The sequence below is a fragment of the Halofilum ochraceum genome, from assembly GCF_001614315.2.
Taxonomy (GTDB): Bacteria; Pseudomonadota; Gammaproteobacteria; order XJ16; family Halofilaceae; genus Halofilum; species Halofilum ochraceum.
On record NZ_LVEG02000001.1, the window covers coordinates 191,845 to 209,326 of the forward strand.

Here is a 17,482-nt window from a genome sequence, read left to right on the forward strand (position 1 = left end):
CCTCCGTGCCCGATCCCCGTAGGCAGGCCTTGCCGGAGTGAAACGGAGGGGATGCCGGCATTGCCCGGCACCGGACGCCCCGCTAGCCGAAGCCGTGTCCATCGAGCCGGGCAAGGCCGGCCTACGTGGTGGCATCCCGCAACGGCCGGGGGCGTAGGCGCGTCTTCGGATGGCGCGGCCGAGCGCCATCCGAATGCGCGCAGCGCGCCCCAGGCACCCGATTCCATCCGCAACCGAAAACGCATGCGCCCGCCCCCTGGACTTCCCCGGTTTGCATGCACGCCCAGGCTCCGGTAAAAAGGATACTGTATACAGAATGCAGAGCGGGTCCATTACGGATCCGCGGCAGGGAGAGCGACGGAGACAATGGACGCGATCGGACACCAGAAAGCGCTGCCGGACCTGGTCCATGAACGGATCGTCGAGGGCATCTGCAACGGCTCGCTGGCGCCGGGTGAACGGCTGACGCAGGACGGGCTGGCTCGGCAGCTCGATGTCTCGCGACTGCCGGTCGGGCAGGCACTCAAGCGGCTGGAGGCGGAAGGCTTCGTGCAGCCGGCCGGGCGACGCGGAGTCCAGGTGGCGCCGCTGGAAGAGCGCTTCGTGCGCGAGCTCTACGAGTTCCGCGCCGGGATCGATCAGGTCAGCGCCGGGCTGGCCGCGCGCCGAGCCGGCCCGGATCTGCGCTCGCGCGGCGACGCCATCCTCGAGCGCGGCCGCCGCGCCTCCCGGGATGACGACATTCCGGAGCTCATCGCCGCCGACATGGCCTTCCATCAGCTCATCTACGAGGCCGCTGGCAACGCCATGATCCTCGAGACGATGGCCTCGCACTGGAATCACACCCGGCGCGTGATGCAGACGATCCTCAGCGACGACCGCCATCAGGAGCAGGTGTGGCATGACCACGCCGCGATCCTGGACGCGGTCTGCGCGGGTGACGCCGCTGCGGCCGAGCGCGCGGCACGGGCGCACGCCGAGCGTGCGTCGGACTGGTTCGAGAACGAGATGGCCCGCGCCGATTCGGAGGCGCGGGTCGGGACTGCACAGGGGTAATCACCGATGGCGGATAACGCAGCGAAATCAGCGCAGGGCGCCGGCGAGAACATCCGGGTCCTGCTGGCGAAGGTGGGGCTGGACGGGCACGACCGTGGCGTGAAAGTCGTCGCGCGCGCCCTGCGCGACGCCGGCATGGATGTCGTCTATTCGGGCCTGCACCGCACGCCCGAGGAGGTCGTCGCCGCCGCTGTACAGGAGGACGTCGACGTGCTCGGCGTATCGATTCTGTCGGGCGCGCACATGACGGTGTTCCCGCGCGTAATGAAGGCGCTCAAGGAAAACGAGGCCGAGGACATCATCGTCGCCGGCGGCGGCGTGATCCCCGACGAGGATGTCAAGAAGCTCACGGAAATGGGCGTGCAGAAGATCATGCTGCAGGACACGCCGCCCGACGAGATCGTCAACGCGTTCCGCCAGCTCGTCGCCGAGCGCGGGCCGCGGTAACCCGGTGAGGCCCTGGAATTGTCTCTCGCCAAGACGCCAAGCGCGCCAAGGGACTGCAGAGAACCTGTAGGAGCGAGCTTGCTCGCGATTGTGCCCGCACGGCGCGTCGTCTTCAGCGAGGTTTGGTCGAAAGCTCAGAGGCTGCCGACCGTCAACGCCACGCTCGGAACGCTCTACAAGGACTATCGCGAGCAAGCTCGCTCCTACAAGGGCTTTGGTTATTTTTATTCCTTCCTTGGCGCGCTTGGCGCCTTGGCGAGAAAACGAATTTCGACTGCGTAAAACAACACCCGTGGGCCATGCCCGACGTGGAGTGTGAATGATGGAAGAGTGGCAGTTTCCACCGGATTACGACGAAGGGTATTTCCCCGATCCGTCCAGCCGCTACTGGTTCTCCGAGCGCGAGACCATGGATCCGGCCGCGCGCGACGCGAAGATCCTCGGGCGCGTCCAGGAGGTCATGAACTACGCCTGGCAGTACTCGGCGTTCTACCGGCGCAAGTGGGAAGAGGCCGGCGTCCATCCCGATCACATCAAATCGCTCGAAGACTTCGAGGATCGCGTCCCGGTCATCACCAAGCAGGACCTGCGCGATTCGCAGGCGGGCGCGCCGCCTTTCGGTGATTACCTGTGCATCCCCGAGGACGAGATCCATCACATCCATGGCACCTCGGGCACGACCGGCCGGCCGACCGTGTTCGGCATCGGTCGCCGCGACTGGAAGACGATCGCCAACAACCAGGCCCGCGTGATGTGGGGCATGGGCATCCGCCCGGGCGATATGGTGTTCATCGCCTCGGTGTTCAGCCTCTACATGGGCTCCTGGGGCACGCTCGCCGGCGCCGAGCGTCTCGGCTGCAAGTGCTTCCCGTTCGGTGCCGGTGCGCCCGGCATGACGCAACGGGCGGTGACCTGGCTGAAGATGATGCAGCCGGCTGCTTTTTACGCGACGCCCTCGTATGCACTGCGCCTGGCGGAGGTCGCCGAGGAAGAGGGCGTCGATCCGCGCGAGTTCGGCCTGAAGGTGATGTTCTTCTCGGGCGAGCCGGGGGCGTCGATCCCCGGGATCCGCGATCGCATCGCCGAACTGTTCGGTGCCCGCGTCGTGGACTCCGGCACGATGGCCGAGATCACGCCCTGGATGAACGGCGCCGGCAGCGCCGAGACCGGGGGCATGATGCTGTGGCAGGACATGGTCTACGGCGAGGTCTGCGATCCACACACCAACCGCCGCGTACCATGGGGCGAGCAGGGCACGCCGGTGTACACCAATCTCGAACGCACCTCGCAGCCGATGATCCGCCTGCAGTCGGGTGATCTGACCCACTGGGTCATGGAAGAGAACCCCTGCGGGCGCACCTATCCGCGCCTGCCGCGGGGGATCTACGGCCGCATCGACGATATGTTCCAGATCCGCGGCGAGAACGTGTATCCGAGCGAGATCCACGCGACGCTCAACGAGATGGAAGGCTACGGCGGCGAGCACCGCATCGTAATCACCCGCGAGGGCAGCATGGACGAGCTGCTGATCCGCCTGGAGCCGTCCAAGGAACTCGAGGCGCGCGGTGCCGATGCCGTGAAAGAATTCCGCGACAAGGCGAAGCACGATCTCGAACGCATGCTCGGTTTCCGCGTCGGCATCGAGATGGTCGCTGCGGATACCTTCCCGCGCACCGACTTCAAGGCGAAGCGCGTGATCGAGGATCGCGATCTCTACAGCAGTCTGCGCCAGGAGGCGGAGTGACGGAGCGCGTCCCATCAGACGAACTCGCGCGGCGTGTGCGCGAGGGCAGCCTGCGCGCGGCCGCAAGGCTGATTACCCGTGTGGAGGGCGGTGAGGACGAGTGCCGTCCGGCCCTCGCCGAACTCTATCGCCATACCGGCCATGCGCATGTCGTCGGCATCACCGGGGTGCCCGGCTGTGGCAAATCGACATTGGTATCGCAGCTTGCGCGTACGCTGCGCGCGGATGGCCGCCGCGTCGGCATCGTCGCGATCGACCCTTCCAGCCCGTTCTCCGGTGGCGCGATTCTCGGTGACCGCATCCGCATGTCGGACCTCGTGGAAGATCCGGGCGTGTTCATCCGCAGCATGGCGACGCGGGGTTCGCTGGGCGGGCTGGCGAAGGCGAGTCTCGACGCCGTGGATATTCTGGATGCCGCGGGTTTCGACACGATCCTGATCGAGACGGTCGGCGTCGGGCAGGACGAGGTCGACATCGTTCAGGCCGCACACACCACCGTGGTCGTTTCGGCGCCGGGGCTCGGCGACGACATCCAGGCGATCAAGGCGGGCGTGCTGGAGATCGCGGATATCCACGTCGTCTCCAAGGCCGATCGCGCGGACGCGAACCGCACCGTCACCGAACTCAAGACCATGCTCACCATGAGCATGCCCAGCGGCCCGGATCAGTGGTACACGCCCGTGGTTGCCACCAGTGCCGAACAGAAGACCGGCTTCGACGAGCTGCGTGACGCCATCGACCGCCACCGAACGCATCTGATCGACTCCGGTGAACTGGAGACCAAGCGCAGCGAGATCGCCGCCAACCGAATGCTCAAGATCGCCGAGGGCATCGTGCGCGAGGACTTCCGCCGTCAGCGCGAAGCCGATCTCGCCGATGTCCTGGGCCGCGTCAGCCGACGCGAAACCGACCCGCATGCCGGCGCCGTGGAGCTGCTGGCCGCCGTTCATACGAGGATCCGCCATGAATCGACAGCAGACCCTGTTCAGTAAAGACGAACTCGACCGCATCGACGCGGAGTACAGCGACTGGGAAGGCAACGAAGTCGCCCGTTTCCTGGAGCGCGCGCCCGAGCGCCGCGAAACGTTCCGCACCGGCGCCGGCCTCGACGTCAAACGCACCTACACGCCGGTCGATACCTCGGAGACGCCTTGGGACGACATCGGCCTGCCGGGCCGTTACCCGTTCACGCGTGGGCCGTACCCGACCATGCACCGCGGGCGCCACTGGACGATGCGCCAGATCGCCGGCTTCGGCATGGCGGCCGATACCAATCGGCGTTTCCATTACCTGATGGCGCAGGGCCAGACCGGCCTGTCGGTCGACTTCGATATGCCGACGCTGATGGGCTATGACTCGGACCACCCGATGAGCGAAGGTGAGGTCGGCCGCGAGGGTGTGGCGATCGATACGCTCGCCGACATGGAGGCGCTGTTCGATCAGATCGATCTCGAAAAGATTTCCGTGTCGATGACGATCAATCCTTCCGCCTGGATCCTGTTCGCGATGTACATCGCCGTGGCCGAGAAAAACGGCTTCGATCAGACCAAGCTCTCGGGCACGATCCAGAACGACATCCTCAAGGAGTACATGGCGCAGAAGGAATGGATCTATCCGGTGCGCCCGTCGCTGCGCATCGTGCGCGACTGCATCACCTACGGCGCTCAGCACCTGCCGCGCTACAACCCGCTCAACATCTCCGGTTATCACATCTCCGAGGCCGGTGCCGTGGCGACCCAGGAGGTCGCCTACACCATGGCGAGCACGATCCAGTACGTGCAGGAGGCCGTCGATGCCGGTGTCGATGTCGACGACTTCGCTCCCAGGCTGTCGTTCTTCTTCGTCAGCCAGGCGGACTTTTTCGAGGAGATCGCCAAGTTCCGCGCCGCGCGGCGCGTGTACGCGAAGATCATGGGCGAGCGCTTCGGCGCGAAGAAGCCGGAGTCCTGCCGCCTGCGCTTCCACGCGCAGACCGCGGCGGCGACACTGACCAAGCCGCAGCCGAAGGTGAACATCGTACGCACCGCCTTCCAGGCGATGTCGGCCGTGCTGGGCGGTGCGCAGTCGCTGCACACCAACGGCCTCGACGAGGCGTATTCGATCCCGACCGAAGAGGCGATGAAGATCGCGCTGCGCACACAGCAGGTCATCGCCCACGAGACGGGCGCCTCGGATGTCGTCGACGGCATCGGCGGCTCCTGGTACGTCGAGAACCTCACCACGCGCATCGAGGAAGAGGTGTGGCGCATTCTGGATGAGGTCGAGGAGATGGGCGGCACCATCCAGTGCATCGACGACGGCTACTTCCAGCGCGGCATCGCGGACTCGGCCTACGACTACGCCATCCGCAAGGCCAGCGGCGACCGCCCGGTCATCGGGGTCAACTGCTACGTAGAGGAAGACGGCGACCCCGAGGTCGAGGTCCATCCGCACGACCCCGAGACCGAGCGCAACCAGATCGCGCACCTGCAGCGCGTGCGCGATGAACGCGATGAGAGCGAGGTCCAGCAGCTGCTGGAAGAACTGCGCAACGTCGCCGAAGACGAGTCACAGAACCTGATGCCGGTCACCATCAAACTGGTCAAGGCCGGCGCCTCGATGGGCGACATCGTCGAAAACCTGCGTGAGCTGTGGGGCACGTACCGCGAGACGCCGGTGATCTGACCGGTCGGCCCCCGTCCGCCAAAAAAACCGGTTCTCGCCAAGACGCCAAGTTCGCCAGGGAGCGCAGAGAAAACGAAGGACTTTTGTAGGAGCGAGCTTGCTCGCGAACCGGCCTCTGGAAGTCGCAAGCGTCCGCTCGATAGGACCAATAGAACGTAGGCCGGCCCTCGGCGAAGCCGAATGCCGGCGTTGCCCGGCGCGATTGACGCCAGGCAATGGATACCGTTGTCCCCGCGCCGGTCAAGGCCGGCTTACGTCCCTGTGTCCCTGTGACGATTCGATCGCTGCGCAGCGGATGCGCGCGTTCGCCTTCGGCGAAAACGCGCCTACGTTCTGAGGCTCCAGCGCGCCCTTCCTCGGGAAACCGGTTCTCGCCGAGACGCCAAGCGCGCCAGGAAAACATTCTTAACGTGCCTTTCTTGGCGCGCTTGGCGTCTTGGCGAGAGACCGAATTTTCATCCTTTCCGTATTGTCCGACACAAGAATCGGACCAGGCCTGAATAACCCAATAAATTGCACAAAAGCAATCGGATTGTCCGCCAATCCTTGCGCGCACTTTCCGTGGCGGTTATATGTGGGCGATCCAACGTGAGGTCGCTGCGGGGCCAGGCGGAAGCGGGCATCGGGCGGCCGGGAGGGAAACGGCATGACGGCCTACGACCCGATCCACGAACGCTCGCTGCGCGATCCCGAAGGCTTCTGGGCCGAGGTCGCCGAAGATCTGCACTGGGACCGGCGCTGGGATCGCGTCCTCGACGACTCCGACGCCCCGTTCTACCGCTGGTTCACCGGCGGACGCCTCAACACCTGCTACAACGCCATCGACCGTCACGTCGAAAACGGCCATGGCGCGCAGACGGCGCTGATCCACGACAGCGCGGTCACCGGCACCTGCAGCCGCTGGGATTACGCCGGCCTGCAGGATGAGGTCGCGCGCCTCGCCGGATTGCTGCGCGCGCAGGGCGTGGACACCGGTGACCGCGTCGTCATCTACATGCCGATGATCCCGCAGGCCGTATTCGGCATGCTCGCCTGCGCGCGGATCGGCGCCATCCACTCGGTCGTCTTCGGTGGTTTTGCCGCGTCCGAACTCGCCTCGCGTATCGATGACGCGGAACCGAAGCTGGTGCTGAGTGCCTCCTGCGGGGTCGAACCCGGTGGTGTAGTCGATTACCACGGCCTGCTCGACAAAGCCCTGTCGCTGGCGCGCCACGAAGTCCCGGGGTGCCTGATCTGGCAGCGCGAGCAGCAGCCGGTGGAGCTGGTCAGCGGCCGCGACGTCGACTGGGCCGAGGCGCTGGAGACGGCCACGCCGGCGGAGTGCGTGCCGGTCGAGGCCACCGATCCGCTATATATCCTCTACACCTCCGGCACGACCGGCCACCCGAAGGGCATCGTTCGTGACAACGGCGGTCACGCCGTCGCGCTGCAGTGGTCGATGCGCAATATCTACGGCATGGCGCCGGGCGACGTGTACTGGACGGCGTCCGATATCGGCTGGGTCGTCGGGCACTCCTATATCGTCTACGGCCCTCTGCTGAACCGGAACACGACGGTGATGTTCGAAGGTAAACCGGTCGGTACGCCCGACGCGGGCGCCTTCTGGCGCGTGGTGCAGGACCATGGCGCCAAGGCGCTGTTCACCGCGCCCACGGCGATCCGCGCCATCCGTTCGGCGGATCCGGACGGCAGGTACGTTGAGCAGTACGATATCAGTTCGCTCGAGTCCTTCTTCCTCGCCGGTGAACGTTCCGATCCGGCCACGATCCACTGGGCCGAACGGAACCTCGGCGTCCCCGTGGTCGATCACTGGTGGCAGACGGAGACCGGGTGGGCCATCGCAGCCAATCCGCTCGGCATCGAGTGCCTCCCGGTCGAGGCCGGTTCGGCGGGCAAGCCCATGCCCGGGTACGACGTTCGGGTGCTCGATGAACGCGGTGAGGAAAAGCCGCGCGGCGAGCTCGGCAATATCGCCATCCGCCTGCCGATGCCGCCGGGTACCCTGCTTACGCTCTGGAACAACCGCGAAGGGCATCGTGAGCACTACCTGTCCCGTTATCCGGGGTATTACCTCACCGGGGACTCCGGCGTGATCGACGCTGACGGTTATATCCACGTCATGAGCCGGATCGACGATGTCATCAACGTCGCGGGACATCGGCTCTCCACCGGCCGCATGGAAGAGGTCCTCTGCGATCACCACGCCGTAGCCGAGGCGGCCGTGTTCGGCGTCAATGACGAGACCAAAGGACAACTCCCGCTCGCCTTGGTCGTGCCCGCTGCCGGGAAGGGCCCCGACGGCGAAACGCTCGTTGCCGAACTCACCGCTCACGTGCGCAACGAGGTCGGTCCGGTCGCCGCTTTCCGGCTGTGTACGCTGGTCAAACGCCTGCCCAAGACCCGTTCCGGCAAGGTCCTGCGCGGCACCATGCGCAAGATCGCCAACGGCGAAGAGTGGAAGGCCCCCGCGACCATCGACGATCCGAAGATCCTCGATGAGATCGGCGAGGCGTTGTCCAATCTCGGGTTCCCGCGTACGGGCGGCAATTGATCGCGTGCCATTTTCAGCAGGCTAAAAGCGGTTCGCGCAGAGACGCCAAGGCCGTAAAGGGCGCGGAGAGATCCCGTAGGCGCGTTTTCGCCGAAGGCGAACGCGCGCGCAATTCGTGCACCGCAATCGAACCGTGGACGCACTTCAATAACCCGACGTAGGCCGGCCTACATTGTTTCAATCGATCGGCGACCGGGGTTTCGGGAGACCGGTTCGCGAGCAAGCTCGCTCCTGCTTCCTTTGCGTCCCTTGGCGGGCCTGGCGTCTTGGCGAGAACCGATTTTCGCCCGGATGCATGCATCACGCCGACGACTGGGCGACCCACACACATCACCGGTATGCTTAACGCAGGAGGTATCCCATGCGTATCGGAATCGATCTGGGTGGTACCAAAATCTCGGGCCTGGCCTTGGGCGATGCGGGTGAAATCCTCGCCCGAAAACGCATACCCACGCCCAAAGGCGATTACGACGGCACCCTCGACGCGATCGCCTTGCTGGTGGCGGACCTGGAACAGGAAACCGGCCAAACCGGTTCGGTCGGGATCGGCACGCCCGGTGCGATCTCACCGGCGACCGGCCTGTTCAAGAATGCCAGCGCGGTGTTCCTCAACGGCCGCCCCGGCAAGGTCGATCTGGAAGCTCGTCTGGGTCGCCCGGTTCGTATCGCCAACGATGCCAACTGCTTCGCGTTGTCCGAGGCCGTTGACGGTGCCGGTGCCGGCTATAACGTGGTGTTCGGCGTGATTCTCGGGACCGGCTGTGGCGGCGGAGTCGTCTTCAATGGCCAGGTGCACGTCGGGCCGAACGCGATCGGCGGCGAATGGGGCCACAACCCGTTGCCGTGGCAGACGCCGGATGAATATCCCGGGCCCGAATGCTACTGCGGCCGCCGCGGCTGTATCGAGCGCTGGGTGTCCGGTACCGGTCTGCAGCAGGACTACGCCAACGTCTGCGGCGAAGAACTCACCGGCGAGGAGATCGCCGCCCGCGCCGAGGCCGGCGATACCGAGGCGCAGGCGATCATGGATCGCTACGAAGACCGCCTCGCCCGTGGCCTCGCGACCGTCATCAACATGCTCGATCCGGACATCGTTGTCCTCGGAGGGGGTGTGTCCGCCGTCGCGCGTCTCTACGAAAGCGTACCGGTCCTCTGGCAGCGCTACGTCTACTCGGATCGCTGCGACACGGTTCTGCGGCAAAACGTCCATGGTGGTGACAGTGGGGTGCGTGGAGCGGCGTGGTTGTGGTGAGCCTAGGCGCGTTTTCGCCGAAGGCGAACGCGCGCGGTTTGGGTACGCGGCACGATCATATGCTACGGGCATGCTGCGCGCATTCGGCCGGTGCAGTGGCCCGACCGAAGACGCGCCTACGGTGACGCGATGATCCGGACGTCGGCGCGTTTTCGCCGAAGGCGAACGCGCGCGGTTTGGGTACGCGGCACGATCATATGCTACGGGCACGCTGCGCGCATTCGGCCGGTGCGGTGGCCCGACCGAAGACGCGCCTACGGTGACGCGATGATCCGGACGTCGGCGCGTTTTCGCCGAAGGCGAACGCGCGCGGTTTGGGTACGGGGCATGATCATATGCTACGGGCACGCTGCGCGCATTCGGCCGGTGCGGTGGCCCGGCCGAAGACGCGCCTACGGTGACGCGATGATCCGGCCGTAGGCGCGTTTTCGTCGAAGACGAACGCGCGCGATTTCGGTACGAGGCACGAAGGGATGCGTTGGGCTCGCCGCTGATATAACGACTTCATGGACACGACCACATAAGGGGAGGGACCCCATGGCGAACTACCGTCGACACTACGCCCCCGGAGGGACCTATTTCTTCACGCTCGTGACCGCGCACCGCATCCCTTGGCTCGCGGATGAGGCGGGCCGGCGCGTACTTGGTGATGCGCTTCGGGACGTTCGCGAATTGCGCCCGTTTCAAACTGACGCGATTGTCGTATTGCCCGATCACATCCATTGCATCTGGACGCTCCCCGAAGATGACTCCGATTTTCCCGGACGATGGAAGTCGATCAAGCAACGCTGTACGCGCCAACTCCGCGCAATGGGAAGATGCAAACGAACTGCCGCGTGGCAACGGCATTACTGGGAGCATCTGGTTCGGGATTACGATGACTTTCGCAATCATCTCGATTACATCCATCACAACCCGGTAAAACACGGGTTGTGTGCCATGCCATCTGAATGGCCGGCGAGTTCATTCAATCGATATGTTGAAGCCGGGATTTATTCGTCTGATTGGGGAGGGCCCTCCGTCGAGCTGGTTGTGCCAGAGTGATAAGTCACACACATCGGATGCGCGGACCGAAGACGCGCCTGCGGGGATGTGATGCCACGGACGTAGGCGCGTTTTCGCCGACGGCTAACGCACGCGGTTTGGGTGCGGGGCATGATCGGATGCTTCGGGCGCGCTGCGCGCATTCGGCCGGTGCGGTGGCCCGGCCGAAGACGCCCCTACGGGGGCGATGATCCGGACGTAGGCGCGTTTTCGCCGAAGGCGAACGCGCGCATTGCCGAAGAGCCCCCGAACGCGTCTTCAAGCCTACCGCACATCCACCACCCGGCTGGCCCGCCGGAATTCCACCTTCCAGCCGGGCCAGGCCGGTAGTTCCCAGCTCTTGGGGTCGCTCTTGCGGCGGCCGCCGATGTGTTCGGCGGTGACGGTGCGGCGGCGGACGTCGTAATGGATGCGCAGTTCGAGGTCCGAAAGGGACACGTAGCGCGGGTACTGCCGATCGAAGCGTTCGCGCTCCCATTCGGGGATGCCGTCGAAACGCAGGTCGTCGGGTTCGACCAGCTCGATGTCGGCGGCCTGGTCGACGCCCAGGTCGTGCAGGCGTTCGATCAGCCAGGATTCGGCATCGGGTGTTTCCCCCTCGGCGTGCCCTAGACGCACGTACAGATCCCATGCGGCGAGGTCGTCGAGTAGGCGCTCACCAGCCGGTTTGAGCAGACGCCTTTCAAGGACCAGCCGGGCGATCGCCGCCCTGGCCTCGTTGCCTTCCGGTTCGATTTCCTCGCTGGCGATGGCCCGTCCGGCGAAATACCAGCGCCGTTCGGTGTGCACCGTCCCCGCGCCGGGTTTCGGTTCCTCTATGGCCGAGGTCGCGAGTCCGGCGCTCACGAGGTCCTCCAGGGTGATGGGTGCCAGGCAGGTTCCGATCGTGAGCGTCTCGCGTGTGCCGCGACCGGGCACGGCGTGGTCGTCGAAAACGAGCGCCGCCTCGTCCTCGTCCCCCAGCAGGCTGTCGTCCGCCGGCTGCAGTTCACGCTCGCCGTTGGCGAGGACATGACGCCGCTTGCCGCGTCGCACGTGCGCCAGCTCCGGCACCGCGGCCATCGCCGCGCGCAGGGCGCTGGCCGGGTCGATATCGATCGCATCCGGTCGCGCCGGGAGATCGGCGAGCGCCCGCACACGGTCGCTGAGCCGCCGCGCCTCGTCACGGGCGCCGCGATTGACGCGCACGCCGGGCAGTTCCTGTCCGCGCAGGAGTGCGACGAGGAACGTCGCATCGCAGCGCCGGCCCAGCGCCCGCAACAGGACCTCGCGTTCGGCGGGATCCGAAGGCGCCGTTGCGATGCGCTGACGGGTCGATAACGCCGCCACCAGATCGGCCATGAATCCGCCGGTGGCCGGAGCCGGCATGGCGGTGACGAGATGGGCCAGCAGCGGGTCCAGCGGCAGGGCGAACAGGGCATGGCCGCGCGCGGTGGCCTGGCCGGCGCCATCGATGGCGCCGATCTCGCTCAACAGGTTCTCGGCTCGGGCCAGTGACTGCTCCGGCAGATCGTCGGGAAACGACAGCATCCGCGCGGGTTGGCCGCAACAGGCGGCGGCCAGCACGGTATCGGTCAGGTCCTCGCGCTCGATCTCGGGCGGGCTCGCGGTCGCCAGCGGCGCCTGGGCGCCCCAGAGCCGCAGGCAGAGACCGGGCGCGGTGCGCCCGGCGCGGCCGGCGCGCTGGTCCGCGGCCGAGCGTGCGATCGCCTCGAGTGCCAGTACGGTACGGCCGTTGCGACGACGCGTCCGGCGTTCCAGGCCGCTGTCGATCACCGCCGTGACGCCGGGCACCGTGAGCGAGGTCTCGGCGACGTTGGTCGCGAGGATCACACGGCGGCCATCGCCGGGGGCGAGGGCGCGGCGCTGGTCGGAATCGGGTGCACCGGCATGCAGGCAGATGACGTCGGCGTCGATGTTGCCGAGCCGGTTCGCGGCGGCCCGGATCTCGCCACGGCCCGGCAGGAAGACCAGCAGATCGCCCGCGGTTTCGCCGAGCGTCTGGTGGACCGCCTCGGCGATCCGGCGATCCAGACCTTTGGCGGTCGGCATGTCGCGCGGTTCGCGGCCGAGGTGGCGCGTCTCCACCGGATGGCTTCGCCCTTCCGCGTCCAGGCGGCGGGCGCCCAGCTGTTCGGCGAGGCGGTCGCCGTCGAAGGTGGCCGAGGTGAGCACGAGCCGGTGGCGCTCGGCATCGCGCAGCAGGGCCAGCAGCAGATCGGTGTCCGCACGCCGTTCGTGGAATTCGTCGAGGATTACGGTCGAAAAGCCGGCCAGGCCATCGTCGGCGAACCAGCGCAGGGCGATACCTGGCGTAACGAACAGGACGCGGGTATCCGCCCCATAGGCGCTGTCGAACCGGATGGCGTAACCGACCTCGGGGCCGGTCTCGCCCCCGTTCAGCGATGCCACATAACGCGCGAGACTGGTCGCCGCGATGCGGCGTGGCTCGATGACGAGGACCGGCCCTTGCTCCGCGGCCCATAGCGGCAGGCGCGTGGACTTGCCGGAGCCCGTTGCCGCCGACACCACGGTGTGGCCGGCGGCGAGGGCCTCCCGGAAATCCGCACGCAGCGATTCGATCGGCAACGGGGTCGCCGGTTCGGTCATTGCGGGTCCTTGCACCACCGACGGGTGGTCCGGGTCCGAAGATGAACAAGCGGGTTCATAAAACGAAAGGCGGAACGATGTCAGGCCGAGGCGCGGAGCGCGCCAGAGTCAATGTAGACCAGGAGATTGCACCGGCCGGTTCGGTTACGGGGGCGTAGGCCGGCTTTTGCCGAAGGCAACAGCCGGCATGCCTCGTGAACGGAATCGCAATCCCGGAACGGGAGATGAACCGGGGAAATCCATCAACCGTGATCCGCACCCGTGCACGATCGCGAGCAAGCTCGCTCCTACAGGTGACTTTCCACCACCTGTGGCAGATTTCCTGTAGGAGCGAGCTTGCTCGCGATGATTGGTCCCCCGATGACGTCACACTCGATGAGCTCACGGAGAACCACAGAATCATCCCGAGCCAGAGCGCCGCTTCAGATCTCCGCGGCGTAACGTGCCGTTACGTCGCGCAGCTTCTCCTGCAGTGCGGCGACCAGCGCGTCGTGCGAATCGATGAACTTCTGCACGCCGTCCGCTTCCAGATCCGCCGCCACCTGGCCCATGTCGATGCCGTGCTTCTGCAGAGCGTCGAGCGTGGTGCGCGCGCCTTCGAGGTCGTTATCGATAGTCACGGCGGCGGAACCGTTCGCCAGGACGGCATCCAGCGTCTTCGGCGGTACCGTGTTCACCGTGTCGGGGCCGATCAGCGAGTCGACATAGAGCGTGTCGGACAGGTTCGGGTCCTTGGTGCTCGTGCTGGCCCAGAGTGGACGCTGGACATTGGCGCCCCGCTGCTCCTGGGCACGGAAATCGGGCGTGCGGCGCATCCGTTCGAAAGACTGATACGCCATTTTGGCGTTGGAGATCGCGGCGTGATGCATGTGCGCCGTGGCACTGGCGCCGATCTCCGCGAGTTTCGGGTCGACGACGCCGTCGACACGCGAGACGAAGAAAGAGGCCACCGAGTTGATACCGCGCGGGTTATCGCGCTGACCGAGGCCACGGGTGAAGGCCGCGAAGACCTGCTCGTAGCGCTCGACCGCGAACAGCAGCGTCACGTTGATGTTCAGGCCTTCGGCCGTGAGGTTCTCGATCGCCTCGAGCCCGGCCTCGGTCGCCGGTACCTTGATCATGACGTTGTCGCGGTGGACCGAACGCCACAGGTGGCGGGCCTGTTCGACCGTGCTCTTCGTGTCGTGCGCCAGGTGGGGCGAGACCTCGATGCTGACGAAACCGTCCTTGCCCTCGGTGGACTGGTACACCGGGCTCAGCTGGTCGCAGGCCATCTGGATATCCTGGATGGCCAGCCACTCGTACAGCACTTCCGCGTCGACCTCCGGATCGGCCTGGATGAGGTCGAGGATCGCCTCGTCGTAGGCGCTGGAGCCCGTGATCGCCTGGTGGAAGATCGTCGGGTTGCTGGTCACGCCGCGCAGCCCCGACTCGACCAGGCGTTCAAGGCCGCCACCAGTCAGCAGGTTGCGGTCCACGTAGTCGAGCCACAGCGATTGCCCGCAGTCGAGCAGATGTTGGATCGAGGCCATTGAACGGTTTCTCCGTCTCTTTTCGGGGGATAGTCCCCGAATCCTAGCAGACAGCGGCGGGAAAACTCTTGTCGGCCTGGTGAGGCCGACCTCCATTGCTCCCGCCGGGGGCGTAGGCGCGTTTTCGCCGAAGGCGAACGCGCGCGGTTTACGTTGTGGCCGGGATCAGGCGCTTCTGGCGTGCTGCGCGCATTCGGCCGGTGCGGTGGCCCGGCCGAAGACGCGCCTACGGTGTGGGGAGCGTTCAGGCGCTTTTCGCTGAAAGCCACGCAGGCCGGCCTTGCGCGGCACGTTGGATGCGCTGTCCGCCGGCATTTCCTCCGCTTCGCTGCGGAAAAGCCGGCCTACGTGGCGCAGTGCGCGGTGTGGCGCGTCTCCGGCGGGGCGCGAGGGATTACCGCTCGGCGTAAGCCGTGCCGCTATGGGTAGCCACGCTCAGGCCGTGCCGGTCTCTGCCCGTTCCAGCTGTTCCGCGGCCTCCAGCCAGTCGCTCTCGATCCGGGCGATGGCCTGCTGGGTAGCGCCCTGGTCCTGCAGCAGGCGGTCGCGCTCCTCGGCCCGGGCCGGATCGTTGTACAGCTCCGGGTCGGCGAGCGCGGCGTCGATCTTCGCGAGTTCCTGCTGGCGTTTCTCGAGGTCGCGTTCCAGCCGGCGCACGCTGTCGCGCAGCGGCTTGATCCGGTTGCGGGCCTCGGCCGCCGCCTTGCGGCCGTCGCGTCCGGCCTCTTTTTTCGCCGGTTTCGGCGCTTCGGTCTTGCCGCCGGAACCCGATTTCTCGGCCTTGAGGCTGCCCGCGCGCCAGGCGGCGTAATCGTCGAGCGTGCCGTCGAACGGACGCAGCCGGCCGTTGTCGATCAACCAGAACTCGTCGACCGTGTCGCGCAGCAGGTGGCGGTCGTGGGTCACGATGACGACGGCGCCGGAGAATTCCTGCAGCGCCATGTCCAGCGCGTGGCGCATGTCCAGATCGAGATGGTTGGTCGGCTCGTCGAGCAGCAGCAGATTGGGCCGGCGCCACGCGACAATGGCGAGCGCGAGCCGGGCTTTCTCGCCGCCCGAGAAGTTGCGGACCGCGCGCAGGGCATCGTCCCCCGGGAAGCCGAAACCGCCGAGGAAGGTGCGCAACTGCTGCTTGCGGACCTCGGGACTCTCCTTCTGGAGGTGTTCCAGCGGGCTCCAGTCGATGGTCAGGGCGTCCACCTGGTGCTGGGCGAAGTAGCCCACCGCGAGGTTCTCGCCTGGCGTGCGCTCGCCCGCGAGCGGCGGCAGCTCGCCCACCAGCGTGCGGATCAGGGTCGACTTGCCGGCGCCGTTGACACCCAGCAGGCCGACGCGCTGCCCCGGCAGCAGGCTGAGGCCGACGTCGCGCAGTACGGGGGCATCCCGGTGGTAGCCCGCCGCCAGGGAGCGGCAGGTGATGAGCGGATGCGAGGTCTTTGCCGCCTCGGGGAACTGGAAGCGGAACGGCGAATCGATGTGCGCCGGCGCGAGGTCCTCCATGCGCTCGAGTTCCTTGAGGCGGCTCTGGGCCTGGCGTGCCTTGTTGGCCTGGGCCCGGAAGCGCGCGACGAACTGCTCGATCTCGCGCACGCGCTGCTGCTGCTTCTCGTACGCGGCCTGTTGCTGCGCGAGGCGCTCGGCCCGCTGGCGCTCGAACTGGCTGTAGTTGCCGCGGTACAGGACCAGCCGCTTGTTATCGAAATGCACGGTGTGATCGACGACTGAGTCGAGGAAATCGCGGTCGTGCGAGATGATCATCAAGGTGCCGCTGTAGCGCTTGAGCCACTGCTCGAGCCACATGACCGCCTCGAGATCGAGGTGGTTGGTCGGCTCGTCGAGCAGCAGCAGGTCGGAGGGCGCCATGAGCGTGCGCGCGAGGTCGATGCGCATGCGCCAGCCGCCGGAGAACTCGGCCACCGGCCGCCCGCAGGCCTCGGCGGAGAAACCGAGCCCGGCCAGCAGCTGCTCGGCGCGCGTCCGGGCGGTATAGCCGTCTTCGGCGTCGATCTGCCCGTGGAGGTGGGCGAGGCGTTCCCCGTCGCCGGCGGTCTCGGCCTTTTCCAGTTCGTTTTCCAGGCGAACGAGTTCCGCATGGCCACCCACCACATGCTCGCGCGCTGTCGCCGTGCGGCCCGGCGTCTCCTGTTCCATATGCGCGATGCGCATCCCGCCGGGTAGCTCGACGCGGCCGCGTTCGGGTGTGAGCTCACCCCGAAGGAGCTTGAACAGGCTCGACTTGCCACAGCCATTCGGCCCGATGATCCCGATCTTCCAGCCCTCGTGCAGCGCGCACGAAGCGCCTTCGAGCAGGGGGTCGCCGCCAATCTGGAGCGAGACGTCGTCGAGGGTGATCACGATCGGGTTCCGGGGTGTTGCGGGAAGCCGTGCAGGATACCGGAAATCGCCCCTTTGACGGAATTTGGGGGTTTGCCTCGGTCAGAGCGAAGTACGGATGGTTCTCGCAGAGGCGCGGGGGTAACGTCAAAAAGCGCCTCTCGCCAAGGCGCCAAGCACGCCACGAAGGGCACTAAAAACGGCGACGACGCTGTAGGAGCGAGCTTGCTCGCGATCCTGCGTGCAGA

The 17,482-nt window shown here is 66.4% G+C and carries 12 protein-coding genes; 9 read left to right on the forward strand and 3 right to left on the reverse strand.

What is annotated here, in order from left to right:
- Window positions 1–366: 366 nt before the first annotated feature.
- From A0W70_RS00920 to A0W70_RS16375, 9 genes are all read left to right on the forward strand, one after another.
- Complete coding sequence (locus A0W70_RS00920; protein WP_070987458.1) at window positions 367–1,056, forward strand: GntR family transcriptional regulator; 690 nt, start codon at window positions 367–369, stop codon at window positions 1,054–1,056.
- 6 nt (window positions 1,057–1,062) lie between these two features.
- Entirely contained in the window at window positions 1,063–1,503 is a 441-nt protein-coding gene (locus A0W70_RS00925; RefSeq protein ID WP_070987460.1) for a cobalamin B12-binding domain-containing protein, read from the forward strand.
- A gap of 78 nt (window positions 1,504–1,581) precedes the next feature.
- Window positions 1,582–1,785 carry a hypothetical protein gene (locus tag A0W70_RS00930; protein WP_070987462.1) on the forward strand — a complete coding sequence of 68 codons (204 nt, stop codon included), beginning with the start codon at window positions 1,582–1,584 and terminating at the stop codon, window positions 1,783–1,785.
- A gap of 37 nt (window positions 1,786–1,822) precedes the next feature.
- Window positions 1,823–3,247 carry a phenylacetate--CoA ligase family protein gene (locus A0W70_RS00935; protein ID WP_245675780.1) on the forward strand — a complete coding sequence of 475 codons (1,425 nt, stop codon included), beginning with the start codon at window positions 1,823–1,825 and terminating at the stop codon, window positions 3,245–3,247.
- The gene (meaB, locus tag A0W70_RS00940) at window positions 3,244–4,239 is read left to right on the forward strand and encodes a methylmalonyl Co-A mutase-associated GTPase MeaB (protein ID WP_070987466.1); all 996 of its coding nucleotides are present in this window, start codon (window positions 3,244–3,246) and stop codon (window positions 4,237–4,239) included. The genes A0W70_RS00935 and meaB overlap by 4 nt, the downstream gene beginning before the upstream one ends.
- Entirely contained in the window at window positions 4,211–5,911 is a 1,701-nt protein-coding gene (locus tag A0W70_RS00945) for a methylmalonyl-CoA mutase family protein (RefSeq protein WP_070987468.1), read from the forward strand. The genes meaB and A0W70_RS00945 overlap by 29 nt, the downstream gene beginning before the upstream one ends.
- Window positions 5,912–6,557: 646 nt before the next feature.
- Window positions 6,558–8,462: a propionyl-CoA synthetase gene (locus tag A0W70_RS00950; RefSeq protein WP_070987470.1), complete on the forward strand. Its 1,905-nt coding sequence runs from the start codon at window positions 6,558–6,560 to the stop codon at window positions 8,460–8,462.
- Window positions 8,463–8,823: 361 nt separating this feature from the next.
- Window positions 8,824–9,714 carry an ROK family protein gene (locus A0W70_RS00955; protein WP_070987472.1) on the forward strand — a complete coding sequence of 297 codons (891 nt, stop codon included), beginning with the start codon at window positions 8,824–8,826 and terminating at the stop codon, window positions 9,712–9,714.
- A gap of 537 nt (window positions 9,715–10,251) precedes the next feature.
- Window positions 10,252–10,758, forward strand: coding sequence for an REP-associated tyrosine transposase (locus tag A0W70_RS16375; protein ID WP_075109807.1), 507 nt, complete (start codon window positions 10,252–10,254; stop codon window positions 10,756–10,758).
- 264 nt (window positions 10,759–11,022) lie between these two features.
- Here A0W70_RS16375 and A0W70_RS00960 read toward each other — a convergent pair whose 3' ends face one another.
- From A0W70_RS00960 to A0W70_RS00970, 3 genes are all read right to left on the reverse strand, one after another.
- Window positions 11,023–13,368 (reverse strand): helicase-related protein, encoded by a 2,346-nt coding sequence (locus A0W70_RS00960; RefSeq protein ID WP_175443027.1) that lies wholly within the window; start codon window positions 13,366–13,368, stop codon window positions 11,023–11,025.
- A 422-nt stretch (window positions 13,369–13,790) separates the two neighbouring features.
- Window positions 13,791–14,900 carry a transaldolase gene (gene tal, locus A0W70_RS00965; protein ID WP_070987474.1) on the reverse strand — a complete coding sequence of 370 codons (1,110 nt, stop codon included), beginning with the start codon at window positions 14,898–14,900 and terminating at the stop codon, window positions 13,791–13,793.
- A gap of 435 nt (window positions 14,901–15,335) precedes the next feature.
- Window positions 15,336–17,255 (reverse strand): ABC-F family ATP-binding cassette domain-containing protein, encoded by a 1,920-nt coding sequence (locus A0W70_RS00970; RefSeq protein ID WP_070987476.1) that lies wholly within the window; start codon window positions 17,253–17,255, stop codon window positions 15,336–15,338.
- Between the last annotated feature and the right edge of the window lie 227 nt (window positions 17,256–17,482).